We start from the raw sequence: 12,008 nt of genomic DNA, 5'->3' as shown, positions 1-12,008 counted from the left end.
GCGCTTGCGGGGTGCCGCCTCTCTCTGGGGCGGGAGCCGCCCCGAGCGGCACGATCGCCCGCAGGCTACGGCAGCGGCACCCCCAGGACCGGCAACAGCCTCGACGGGCCCCGGTGCAGCAGCCACGGCGGGAGCAGGGACAAGGGGTCCAGGTAGGTGTCGCCCCTCAGCAGGCCCCAGTGCACGCATGTGACCGTGCAGTGGCCGGATCCCGGTTCCACCGTCCCCACCACCTCGCCCGGCGTCACCTCGTCGCCCTTTTGCACCGAGGCCGTCACCGGTTCGTAGGTCGTTCGCAGGTTCGTGGCCGTCAGTTGTACGGAGATCACGCCGCGGCCTGCCACCCGGCCCGCGAAGAAGACGCGGCCGGCTGCCACCGCTCTCACCGGGGTTCCGGCCGGGGCTGCCAGGTCCACGCCCCGGTGGCCGCGGCCGTAGACCGTCGCCGGGGGCTCCCAGCCTCGTAGGACAGTGGGGTGGGTGCCCACCGGCCAGGCGCGGCCGACGGCAGGGACCGGCGGGTCCGGGGCAGGGGGCGGGTCGTCCGCCCAGGCCCAGGGGGACAGGGCGGTCAACGCCAGTCCCAGCAGTGCCGCCCACGTCATCTGCACGTATCGCCTCGCTCGCATGCGAGAAGCCTCCCGCGCCGCCCCCGATCACGGCCGGTAGCTGTGGACTACTCCCCGGTTGTGGACAGCGGCGTCACCCGGTGCCTCGCGGGTCCCGTACACTTCTTCTGGCGATCCGGGTCACCGGGTCGACTTCGCACGCCCCGACATCGAGCCGCCACGCGGTCGGTGTCAGCGCCTCTCGGTCCCTCGTGGCAAGGCGCATCGCGGGCGTCAGGCGCGGGAGCCGTCCGGTCCCCGCGGCACAACCGAGAAACTCAAGGAGATACGGCCATGGCCGTCGTCACGATGCGGGAGCTGCTGGAGAGCGGCGTCCACTTCGGTCACCAGACCCGTCGCTGGAACCCGAAGATGAAGCGCTTCATCTTCACCGAGCGCAACGGCATCTACATCATCGACCTGCTCCAGTCGCTGTCGTACATCGACCGCGCCTACGAGTTCGTCAAGGAGACCGTCGCCCACGGCGGCACGGTCATGTTCGTCGGTACGAAGAAGCAGGCGCAGGAGGCCATCGCCGAGCAGGCCACCCGCGTCGGCATGCCCTACGTCAACCAGCGCTGGCTGGGCGGCATGCTCACCAACTTCTCCACCGTCTACAAGCGTCTGCAGCGCCTCAAGGAGCTCGAGCAGATCGACTTCGAGGACGTCGCCGCTTCGGGTCTGACCAAGAAGGAGCTTCTCGTGCTCTCGCGCGAGAAGGCCAAGCTGGAGAAGACCCTCGGTGGTATCCGCGAGATGCAGAAGGTGCCCAGCGCCGTCTGGATCGTGGACACCAAGAAGGAGCACATCGCGGTCGGTGAGGCCCGGAAGCTCAACATCCCGGTCGTCGCGATCCTCGACACCAACTGCGACCCGGACGAGGTCGACTACAAGATCCCGGGCAACGACGACGCGATCCGCTCCGTCACCCTGCTCACCCGTGTGATCGCCGACGCCGTCGCCGAGGGCCTCATCAGCCGCTCGCGCGTCGCCACCGGCGACAAGGGCGAGAAGGCCGCGGGCGAGCCGCTCGCCGAGTGGGAGCGCGACCTGCTCGAGGGCGAGAAGAAGGCCGACTCCGAGGAAGCCGCCGAGAAGCCGGCCGAGGCCGCTGCCGAGGCCCCCGCCGCCGAGGCCCCCGCGGCTGAGGCTCCGGCCGCCGAGGCTCCGGCCGCGGACGCCGAGCAGGCCTGACCCCGTCAGCGTCAGAGGTTGACGGCGGGGGCGGCGTGAAGTCCGCCCCCGCCGTTCACCCGTAGGTCAGCGGCGAGTCAGCGGCCCCCGGCTACATGGGGGCCGTAGACCCCGTAGATCTTCGATCTTCCAGACTTCGAGAAAGATTCACAGACTCATGGCGAACTACACCGCCGCCGACGTCAAGAAGCTTCGTGAGCTCACCGGCGCCGGCATGATGGACTGCAAGAAGGCGCTGGACGAGGCCGAGGGCAACGTCGACAAGGCCGTCGAGGCGCTCCGCATCAAGGGCCAGAAGGGCGTCGCCAAGCGCGAGGGCCGCTCCGCCGAGAACGGTGCCGTGGTCTCCCTCATCGCCGACGACAACACCTCCGGTGTCCTGGTCGAGCTGAAGTGCGAGACGGACTTCGTCGCCAAGGGCGAGAAGTTCCAGGCCGTCGCCAACGCGATCGCCGAGCACGTCGCCAAGACCTCCCCGGCCGACCTCGAGGCCCTGCTCGCCTCCGAGATCGAGGCCGGCAAGACCGTCCAGGCGTTCGTGGACGAGGCCAACGCCAACCTCGGCGAGAAGATCGTCCTGGACCGCTTCGCGCAGTTCGCCGACGGTTTCGTCTTCTCCTACATGCACCGCACCATGCCCGACCTGCCCCCGCAGATCGGTGTCCTGGTCGAGCTGGACAAGGCCGACGCCGACCTGGCCAAGGGCGTCGCCCAGCACATCGCCGCCTTCGCGCCGAAGTACCTCTCCAAGGAGGACGTCCCGGCCGAGGTCATCGAGTCCGAGCGCCGCGTCGCCGAGGAGACCACCCGCGCCGAGGGCAAGCCCGAGGCCGCCCTGCCGAAGATCGTCGAGGGTCGCCTCAACGGCTTCTTCAAGGACGCCACGCTGCTCGGCCAGCCGTACGCGCTCGACAACAAGAAGTCCGTCCAGAAGGTCCTGGACGAGGCCGGTGTCACCCTGAAGCGCTTCACGCGTATCAAGGTCGGCATCTGAGTCCGTGCCGCGATCGGCGTCTCGGCCCGATAGGGTCGAGTGCAGCCGTCCGGCCGTCCGGCACGCACGCGCGTGCCGGACGACAGCAGATCTGACGAGGAGGCCATTGCCGAGCATGGGATGCCAACACCCCAGCGGCAATGGCCTTCTTCGTATGTGCAACACGTGAAAGAGGCGGGATCTCCATGACCACCACCAAGCCCCAGAAGAGCGACGACGGCAAAGTACGCGGCCGGTTCCTGCTGAAGCTGTCCGGTGAGGCCTTCTCCGGTGGCGGGGGCCTGGGAGTGGACCCCGACGTGGTGCACAAGATCGCCCGCGAGATCGCGGCCGTCGTACGGGACGGGGCGCAGATCGCGGTCGTCATCGGCGGCGGCAACTTCTTCCGCGGCGCCGAACTGCAGCAGCGCGGCATGGACCGTGCCCGCTCCGACTACATGGGCATGCTCGGCACCGTGATGAACTGCCTCGCCCTCCAGGACTTCCTGGAGAAGGAGGGCATCGACAGCCGGGTGCAGACCGCCATCACCATGGGCCAGGTCGCCGAGCCGTACATCCCGCTGCGCGCCGTGCGCCACCTGGAGAAGGGCCGGGTCGTCATCTTCGGCGCCGGTATGGGCATGCCGTACTTCTCCACCGACACCACCGCCGCCCAGCGCGCCCTGGAGATCGACGCAGAGGCGCTGCTGATGGGCAAGAACGGCGTGGACGGGGTCTACGACTCCGACCCCAAGCGCAACCCGGACGCCGTCAAGTTCGACTCCCTCGGCTACGGCGAGGTCATCACCCGCGACCTCAAGGTCGCCGACGCCACCGCGATCACGCTGTGCCGCGACAACAAGCTCCCGATCCTCGTCTTCGAGCTCCTGGCCGAGGGCAATATCGCCCGCGCCGTCAAGGGTGAGAAGATCGGCACGCTTGTGGGTGACCACGGCAGCCGGGACTGACCAGCAACACCCACGGACCCTGACCGGGGGATGGACAATGTCCCGCAGGTCGGGAACCGTGCAGGAAGAAGACGCGACGCAGCCGGCCGCCGCCCCCACGCTTATGGAACAGCAGCCGGGCCTACTCAAGACACGCAGGAGCAAGTGGTGATCGAAGAGACCCTCCTCGAGGCCGAGGAGAAGATGGAGAAGGCCGTCGTGGTCGCCAAGGAGGACTTCGCCGCGATCCGCACCGGTCGTGCGCACCCGGCGATGTTCAACAAGATCGTGGCCGACTACTACGGCGCGCCGACGCCGATCAACCAGCTGGCTTCGTTCTCCGTGCCGGAGCCGCGCATGGCGGTAGTGACCCCGTTCGACAAGACGGCGCTGCGCAACATCGAGCAGGCGATCCGCGACTCCGACCTGGGCGTCAACCCGAGCAACGACGGCAACATCATCCGGGTGGTGTTCCCCGAGCTCACCGAGGAGCGCCGTCGCGACTACATCAAGGTCGCCAAGGGCAAGGCCGAGGACGCACGCGTGTCCATCCGCTCCGTGCGCCGCAAGGCCAAGGACGCCATCGACAAGCTGATCAAGGACGGCGAGGTCGGCGAGGACGAGGGCCGCCGTGCGGAGAAGGAACTCGACGACTCCACCCACAAGTACGTGGCTCAGGTGGACGAGCTCCTGAAGCACAAGGAAGCGGAGCTGCTCGAGGTCTGATGAACGACTCTTCCTGGGGAACGCCGCCCCACACCGGGTCGCAGGCGGGGTACTGGGGGCCGTCCGACCAGGGACCTGTCCAGGGGGAAGCCCCGGCGGGTCCCGCGTACGATGCGCCCAAGGCGCAGCAGACTCGCCCCATGCCCATCGTGCCCGAGGTACCCGCGTACGGCGGTGACCAGGATGACGACCGGGGGGCCGCTCGGCTGAGCGGCCCCTTGTTCCGCGACGAACCCCCTCAGTCGCCGCCCTACCCGGCGGCGCAGCAGAATCCGGAGCCCATGCCCGACGCCCCGCAGCCGGCGCCCCGCCCGCAGAAGAAGAGCGCGGGCCGCGACCTGGGCGCGGCCATAGGCGTCGGTGTCGCGCTCGGTGTAGTGATCATCGCGTCGTTGTTCATCGTCAAGGCCGTGTTCGTCGGCGTGATCGCGGTCGCCGTCGTGGTCGGCCTGTGGGAGCTGACCAGCCGCCTCCAGGAGCGCAAGGGCATCAAGGCGCCCCTGGTCCCGCTGGCACTCGGCGGCGGAGCGATGGTCGTCGCCGGTTATGTGCGGGGCGCCGAGGGCGCGTGGGTCGCCATGGCGCTCACGGCGCTCGCCGTCCTCGTATGGCGCATGACGGAGCCACCGGAGGGCTACCTCAAGGACGTCACGGCGGGCGTCTTCGCGGCCTTCTACGTGCCCTTCCTGGCAACGTTCGTGGCCATGATGCTGACGGCCGAGGACGGCCCCTGGCGCGTGCTGACCTTCCTTCTGCTGACGGTGGTCAGCGACACGGGCGCGTACGCCGTCGGCTGGCGCTTCGGCAGCCACAAGCTCGCCCCGCGCATCAGCCCCGGCAAGACCCGCGAGGGCCTGCTCGGCGCAGTCACCTTCGCGATGGTGGCGGGCGCGCTGTGCATGCAGTTCCTGATCGACGACGGCGCCTGGTGGCAGGGCCTGATCATCGGCCTCGCGGTCGCGGCCAGCGCCACTCTCGGCGACCTCGGCGAGTCGATGATCAAGCGGGACCTGGGCATCAAGGACATGGGCACGCTGCTGCCGGGCCACGGCGGCATCATGGACCGGCTGGATTCCCTGCTGCCGACCGCGCCGGTGGTGTGGTTGTTGATGGTGCTGTTCGTCGGGAGCGGTTGAGGGCAGGGCGATGCTGCTGTTCGTGGGGTCCGGCTGACCGGCCGTGATGTATGGAGCCCCCGCCCTTCCGAGGGTGGGGGCTCCACGCTTCTCGGACGATGGCGGACCGGTCGGCCGAGTGGGACGATTCCGGTGTAAGCCCTCAAAGGGGATCTCCCGAAGAGGAGGCGCCATGTCCGCCATCCATGAAGAGTTCGACGTGGACCGCCGTCCCGAGGATGTCTGGGCGTACATGATCGATCCCTCGCACCTGCCGGAGTGGCAGCTGAGCGCGGTCGCCACCGAACAGCTCGACGACCGCCCCTTCGGACTCGGATCCCGGGTCCGCGTCACCCGCCACATGGGCCGCCGCGACGTCCCCATGACCATGGAGTGCACCCAGTACGAGCCGCAGCGCTCCTGGACCGTGCGCGGGATCGACGGCCCGGTCCGGGGCAACTTCCACGGCGAGATCACGCCCCTCGACGACGGCCGCCGCACCCACGTCACCATGGACCTCGACTTCGAGGGCCACGGCATCGGCAAGGTCCTGCTCCCCCTGGTCATCCGCCCGCAGGTCCGCAAGGAGATGCCGCGCAACGAGCAACTGCTCAAGGACAAGCTGGAGCACACCACCGCCTAGGCACGCCTTGCAGCCGTCGCAGGCCACCTGGAGGGGGCACTTTCCCCCGCAGTGGTTCCGTGAACGAGATGTAAGGTCTGACCCTGGGGCCGTCCCTGGGCCGTCTGCCGCTCGCAGCCAGGCCCATGATCTCTCCTTGCCGGAGTCCACACCCCGCTCCCGTGTCCACCATGGCCCGGTACCGCTCCGGGAGCGCCTCGCGATCGGCGAGCACCTGGGTCGGCAGCCACGGCACGACGCGACGCCGCTCAGCGCTCGGAGGGCGCACGGACTTCGCGGAACACGGGTTACGAGGCAACAGACCGTCGTCCACGGCCGCACTCAGCACCGCTCGAACGTCGCCGTAGATGTTGCGCGCGTACACGTCGCTCACGGCAGGGTTCGCCTCCAGGGCGCTGATGAGTCCGCGGATGTGCTCGGGGCGGAAGGAGTCGAGCGGGCGCGTACCGAGGACTGGGAACGCGTGCAGACGCAGCCGTTGTTCGGTCACGACCGGCTGGACACGTCGGCGGTGTGGGCCTTGAGCCACTTCTCGGAGTAGCTCTTGAAGGTGGTCCGGGCCGCGCGCGGGTCGATGTCCGGCCGCGCGACATGTCCGACGCGACCACGAACATCACGTCCACGGTCATCAGCGTGGCGCCCGTGTCAGCGTCGGCGGCGACCTCGCCGGTACACCGGTCCTTGACCATTGAGACTCCGCCGACCGCGTGATCAGCCTCAGATGCGCGACAACTTCCGTACAAGGCATCGCCCTTGACCGTTTGGCGATCATGACAATCGGGCCGCTACAGTCGCCTCGTGCCGCAGCCCGCCGGTGACAATGTCAGGGCGCGCCCATCAAGAGCATTCCGCCACGGCGGAGGTACCCGCCAGCCTTCGACGCGCTCTTGGTGCGAGGGGTTCGGGGTCCGGCCCGAACCCCTCCGTCATATCTGGTGAGATGGCTCCCCCGCCCGTGCCACAGCCGTGCCAGAACAAGCGGGGAACCAGGGCGCCCAAGGGATGGACTAACGAAGATCCACCAAGACCAGGACAGCGCAGGTCACGCCCTTGATCACCTGACCTCGCTCCTAAAGCGGTGACCTGCGGCAACCCCATGCCCTTCGGGTGTCCGGTCGGTGGGACTTGCGGATCCGGCTGACGGCTCGTCGGCCGCGGAGGTCTCGGACGTCGCTCCGGGAACCTCGACCAGGAACATCGCCGTCACCACGAGGGCGCCGCCGGCCAGGGTGGAGAGGGTGAGGCGCTCGCCGCCTGCAAGCACGGCGAACAGGCCCGCGAAGACCGGTTCCATGGTGAGGATCACCGCGGCCTGGGTCGCCGTCACATGCTTCTGCGCCCAGGTCTGCACCATGTAGGCGAAGGCCGAGGCCAGCACCGCCGTGACCAGGACCGCCGTCCAGGCACCGGCGTCGTGCGGGACCCGCACGCCGTGCGGGACGGTGCCGATCAGGCACATCAGCGCGGCGGTGGCCAGTTGGACCACGGTGAGCGCGTAGGCGTCCCGTCCCGGGGACCAGCGTCCCAATGCCAGCAGATGCAGCGCGAAGCAGACGGCACACAGCAGGGTGAGCGCCTCTCCCGAGCCGAACGAGACGCCGCTGAGCGTGATGAGCGCCAGGCCGGCGGTCGCGGTCAGTGCCGCCGTCCACGCGAGCGGCGAGAGGCGCTGGCGGAACAGCAGCCAGGTCAGGAGCGGGGTGAGGACGACGAAGAGGCCGGTGAGGAATCCGCTGACGGCCGCCGACGTGTGCTGCAGGCCCAGGGTCTGCAGGATGAAGGCCATGCCCAGCAGGAAACCGGCCGCCGCTCCGCACCCCAGTGTGCCGCGATCGACACGGCGGACGAGCGACGGGCGAATCGCGGCCATCACCACGGCGGCGATGGCGAACCGCCAGGTCAGGAAGGAGAAGACGGGCATACCGACGGTGGCGTCCTTGACGACCAGGAACGTGGCGCCCCAGACGGCGGTGACGAGCAGCAGCCCGACCACGGCGCCTGTCCGTAACCTGCTGTGACCCGGCCGCAGCCGGAAGGTCCTGTTCATGACGGTCCTTTCGTCCGGGCGGCGGCCGCGGTGTCGACCGGGCACGACTGCTTGGGGCACTCGTCCAGGGCGCACATGCGGCAGATGCGCTGTCCGTGATCGGCGTCGGTGGTCAGATGGGCCAGCATCCGCTCGATGAGGCCGGTCAGTACGGTTCTCTCGTCCGGCCGGAGCACGGACATCGCGTCGCCCATGAGACCGCGCCGCAGCTCCAGCAGCCGCTCGGCCTCACGTGTGCCCTCCGGCGTGAGGAAGACGGACACCTTCCGGCCGGTGGCGCCCGGCTCCCGTCGCGCCTTGCCGTCGCGCTCCAGCCGGTCCACCAGCCGGGTGGCGGCGGACTGGGTCAGACCGAGCGGGCCGGAGATCTGGTCGATGCCGGCGCCGGGCTCCTGCAACAGGTAGGTGAGGGCGGCCGGGGTGGCCCCGCTCTGCCCCGACGCGTCCTCGCTCGCCGTCCGCTGAGCGTCACCCAAAGCGGTGACCAGGGCACCCAGCAGGTTCGCCGTCCGGCCGTCCATGGCGATGGAATCCGTACCCATGACATCTATCATGCATGACTCATGCATGAGTGTCTCGTTCGACTACCCAGTCGGGTAGATCGCGTGGCAGCCCGCGTGCAGATCGTGACCGCATGACCGAACTGGCAGCCTGCCAAATTCACGAGCAACCACGCGAGTGTGCGTCCACGTCTGTCGGTGCGTGTCCAAGCTTCGCGTCCGGCGGCGCCCAGTCATCCATCGGAGCAGCTCGGACGCGTTGCAGGGATACAAGAACCAAGCTTCTAAGCGCTTGGCTTCCCGTTGGCCAAGAGTGGCTCAGCTGCGTGCAGCGCCGGGGCCGGCCGCGAAGCCTTCGGACTGGTCCAGGTGGAAAGGTGAGCCCTGCTGCGTAGGGGACCACCCCTGACGGAGAGCCGACGCGATAGCGGCGGCGACGTCGCTGGGGAGAACCGCGGCACTTGGCGCGCCAAACCAGTTGCTGGCATGAGGCTGATTCGTGGTGACGACCAGGGTCGTGCCCGGGGTGTCCGCGTGCTGCACTGCGTATGTGCACGGCCGGTCACAGAGCGCTTGGTCGTACGTGGGCCGGCGGCGCAGACGCCAGCGGTAAGTCGTGCCGTCGACGACGATGCGTCGCGAACCCTTGCGGCCGACTGCCATGGCGCCCCCGTCCCCTGGACCGGCAGCGATGCTAGCTGGTCAGACGCTGGATGATCCGAGAGTTTCGGGCCGTCTGTGGGCCGTCCGAGGCCGCTCAGCGGCGACGGATGACGACCGCCAGTGACAGATGCCCCGGCTCGCAGCCCCAGGTCACTCGATTCGATCTGCGACACTGGTACAGCCATGCCTAAGCCCGGAGAACTCACTTTCGTCGCCCCCCGCGGAGCCAAGAAGCCGCCGCGGCATCTTGCCGATCTCACGCCCGCCGAGCGCAAGGAAGCGGTGGCCGAGATCGGCGAGAAGCCGTTTCGTGCCAAGCAGCTGTCGCAGCACTACTTCGCGCGGTATGCGCACGACCCGGCGGAGTGGACCGACATCCCGGCCGGTTCGCGCGGCAAGCTGCAGGAGGCGCTGCTTCCCGAGCTGATGACGGTCGTACGGCATCTGTCGACCGACCAGGGGACGACACGCAAGACCCTGTGGCGGCTGTTCGACGGGACGCTCGTCGAGTCGGTGCTGATGCGCTACCCGGACCGGGTGACCATGTGCATCAGCTCGCAGGCCGGGTGCGGGATGAACTGCCCGTTCTGTGCCACCGGGCAGGCCGGGCTCGACCGGAACCTGTCCACCGCCGAGATCGTGCACCAGATCGTCGACGGGATGCGGGCGCTGCGGGACGGCGAGGTGCCCGGAGGGCCCGCCCGGCTCTCCAACATCGTCTTCATGGGGATGGGCGAGCCGCTCGCCAACTACAAGCGCGTGGTGGGGGCCGTGCGGGCGCTCACCGATCCCGCCCCCGACGGGCTCGGACTGTCGCAGCGCGGCATCACCGTCTCGACCGTCGGCCTGGTGCCCGCGATCCACCGGTTCGCCGACGAGGGCTTCAAGTGCCGGCTCGCCATCTCGCTGCACGCGCCGGACGACGAGCTGCGCGACACCCTCGTCCCCGTCAACACGCGGTGGAAGGTGCGCGAGGTCCTCGACGCCGGCTTCGAGTACGTCGAGAAGAGCGGGCGGCGGCTCAGCATCGAGTACGCGCTCATCCGCGACATCAACGACCAGGCGTGGCGCGGTGACCGGCTCGGGCGCCTGCTCCGCGGCAAGCCCGTGCACGTCAACCTCATCCCGCTGAACCCGACGCCCGGCTCGAAGTGGACCGCCTCCCGGCCCGAGGACGAGAAGGCCTTCGTCGAAGCCATCGCCGCGCATGGTGTGCCGGTGACCGTCCGGGACACCCGGGGCCAGGAGATCGACGGGGCCTGCGGTCAGCTCGCGGCCACCGAGCGGTAACCTGAGCCCGTACGTACATCTTCATATTCCGACAGGGGAGCGCCACAGCGCTGAGAGTGCGGCAACCGGGCCGCAGACCCTCTGAACCTTGCCCAGGTCATTCTGGGTAGGAAGTTCGGTCTTCACTCGAGCTGTTGCGCCCTGCCCGGGAGCCGGTGGAATGCTCCGGCGCTCCCGGGCAGGGCCGCGTCTCTTCCTGGTCAGCCAGGAGGAATTCAGTGCACACCAAGACGTTCGTGGCCGCCGCGGTCGGCCTCGGCCTGATCACGCTGTCCGCGTGCGGGACGTCGTCCGGCAGCGGAAGCTCGTCGGACTCCAAGACCGTGACCCTCGTCAGCCACGACTCGTGGGCCGTCTCGAAGAACGTCCTCGCGGACTTCGAGAAGCAGTCCGGATACAAGGTCAAGGTCCTCAAGAGCGGCGATGCCGGGCAGGCCGTCAACAAGGCCATCCTCACCAAGGACAACCCGCAGGGCGACGTCTTCTTCGGCGTCGACAACACCCTGCTCTCGCGGGCGCTCGACAACGGGCTGTTCCAGTCGTACGAGGCGAAGGGCGCGGGCCGCATCCAGGCGCAGTACCGGGTCGACCAGGCGGGGCACCGGGTCACACCGATCGACTCCGGTGACATCTGCGTCAACTACGACAAGGCGTACTTCAGCAAGCACAAGCTGGCGCCGCCCCAATCGTTCGACGATCTCGTCAAGCCCGCCTACAAGAACCTCCTCGTCACCGAGAACGCCTCCACCTCCTCGCCCGGGCTCGGCTTCCTGCTCGGCACGGCCGCCAAGTACGGCGACACCGGCTGGCAGGGCTACTGGAAGAAGCTCAAGGCGAACGGCGTGAAGGTCGTCGACGGCTGGGAGCAGGCCTACAACGAGGAGTTCTCCGGGTCCGCGGGCGGCAAGAAGGCCAAGGCGGACCGGCCGCTCGTCGTCTCCTACGCCTCCTCGCCGCCCGCCGAGGTCATCTACGGCAACCCGAAGCCGAAGGACGCGCCGATCGGAACGTCGTACGGCACCTGCTTCCGGCAGATCGAGTACGCCGGACTGCTCAGCAACGCCCGGAACACCAAGGGCGGGAAGGCGTTCATCGACTTCCTGGTCGGCAAGGAGTTCCAGGAGGACATGCCGCTCAACATGTTCGTCTACCCGGTGATCGAGGGCGCCAAGGTGCCGCCGGAGTTCATGAAGTACGGGCAGCCGGCCAAGGACCCCGAGACCATGACCCCGAGCAAGATCGCCGCCAACCGTGACCAGTGGGTCAAGTCGTGGACGTCACTCGTACTGAAGTAGCCGTCCG

11 protein-coding genes and 1 pseudogene are annotated in these 12,008 nt (G+C 68.7%); 8 read left to right on the top strand and 4 right to left on the bottom strand.

Translation table 11 applies throughout. The annotated features are described in order from the left end of the window. Positions 1 to 65: 65 nt before the first annotated feature. Positions 66 to 629 (bottom strand): M23 family metallopeptidase, encoded by a 564-nt coding sequence (locus ABD355_RS34330; RefSeq protein ID WP_344404830.1) that lies wholly within the window; start codon positions 627 to 629, stop codon positions 66 to 68. Between the two features lie 273 nt (positions 630 to 902). Between ABD355_RS34330 and rpsB the strand changes: the two genes are divergently transcribed. The 6 genes from rpsB to ABD355_RS34300 all read left to right on the top strand — a co-directional run bounded on the left by rpsB (position 903) and on the right by ABD355_RS34300 (position 6,206). Beyond that, positions 903 to 1,802, top strand: a complete 900-nt coding sequence (gene rpsB / locus ABD355_RS34325; RefSeq protein ID WP_344404829.1) for a 30S ribosomal protein S2 — start codon at positions 903 to 905, stop codon at positions 1,800 to 1,802. Between the two features lie 157 nt (positions 1,803 to 1,959). Continuing rightward, entirely contained in the window at positions 1,960 to 2,796 is an 837-nt protein-coding gene (tsf, locus tag ABD355_RS34320; RefSeq protein WP_344404827.1) for a translation elongation factor Ts, read from the top strand. A gap of 185 nt (positions 2,797 to 2,981) precedes the next feature. Continuing rightward, a complete protein-coding gene (gene pyrH, locus ABD355_RS34315; RefSeq protein WP_344404826.1) occupies positions 2,982 to 3,743 on the top strand; it encodes a UMP kinase in 762 nt (253 codons plus the stop codon). A gap of 147 nt (positions 3,744 to 3,890) precedes the next feature. Next, positions 3,891 to 4,448, top strand: a complete 558-nt coding sequence (gene frr, locus ABD355_RS34310) for a ribosome recycling factor (protein ID WP_030943211.1) — start codon at positions 3,891 to 3,893, stop codon at positions 4,446 to 4,448. Further along, the gene (locus tag ABD355_RS34305; protein ID WP_344404825.1) at positions 4,448 to 5,584 is read left to right on the top strand and encodes a phosphatidate cytidylyltransferase; all 1,137 of its coding nucleotides are present in this window, start codon (positions 4,448 to 4,450) and stop codon (positions 5,582 to 5,584) included. Before frr ends, ABD355_RS34305 begins: the two co-directional genes overlap by 1 nt. A gap of 172 nt (positions 5,585 to 5,756) precedes the next feature. Continuing rightward, positions 5,757 to 6,206, top strand: coding sequence for an SRPBCC family protein (locus tag ABD355_RS34300; RefSeq protein ID WP_344404824.1), 450 nt, complete (start codon positions 5,757 to 5,759; stop codon positions 6,204 to 6,206). 115 nt (positions 6,207 to 6,321) lie between these two features. On the opposite strand, the pseudogene ABD355_RS44890 reads toward ABD355_RS34300, so the two are convergent. The 3 genes and pseudogenes from ABD355_RS44890 to ABD355_RS34285 form a co-directional block, all read right to left on the bottom strand. After that, positions 6,322 to 6,811 (bottom strand): annotated as a pseudogene (locus ABD355_RS44890) (phage integrase central domain-containing protein); the annotation flags it as partial. Between the two features lie 449 nt (positions 6,812 to 7,260). Then, the gene (locus ABD355_RS34290) at positions 7,261 to 8,253 is read right to left on the bottom strand and encodes a DMT family transporter (RefSeq protein WP_344404822.1); all 993 of its coding nucleotides are present in this window, start codon (positions 8,251 to 8,253) and stop codon (positions 7,261 to 7,263) included. Beyond that, positions 8,250 to 8,795 (bottom strand): MarR family winged helix-turn-helix transcriptional regulator, encoded by a 546-nt coding sequence (locus tag ABD355_RS34285; RefSeq protein WP_344404821.1) that lies wholly within the window; start codon positions 8,793 to 8,795, stop codon positions 8,250 to 8,252. The genes ABD355_RS34290 and ABD355_RS34285 overlap by 4 nt, the downstream gene beginning before the upstream one ends. An 804-nt stretch (positions 8,796 to 9,599) precedes the next feature. Between ABD355_RS34285 and rlmN the strand changes: the two genes are divergently transcribed. Then, a complete protein-coding gene (rlmN, locus tag ABD355_RS34280; protein WP_030943230.1) occupies positions 9,600 to 10,706 on the top strand; it encodes a dual-specificity RNA methyltransferase RlmN in 1,107 nt (368 codons plus the stop codon). Between the two features lie 218 nt (positions 10,707 to 10,924). Beyond that, positions 10,925 to 12,001, top strand: a complete 1,077-nt coding sequence (locus tag ABD355_RS34275; RefSeq protein ID WP_344404820.1) for a thiamine ABC transporter substrate-binding protein — start codon at positions 10,925 to 10,927, stop codon at positions 11,999 to 12,001. Positions 12,002 to 12,008: the final 7 nt, after the last annotated feature.

It is taken from the genome of Streptomyces longisporus (genome assembly GCF_039532765.1).
Taxonomy (GTDB): Bacteria; Actinomycetota; Actinomycetes; order Streptomycetales; family Streptomycetaceae; genus Streptomyces; species Streptomyces longisporus.
Note: the sequence above shows the minus strand (reverse complement) of the source record. Positions and strands in the feature narration are given on the sequence as shown.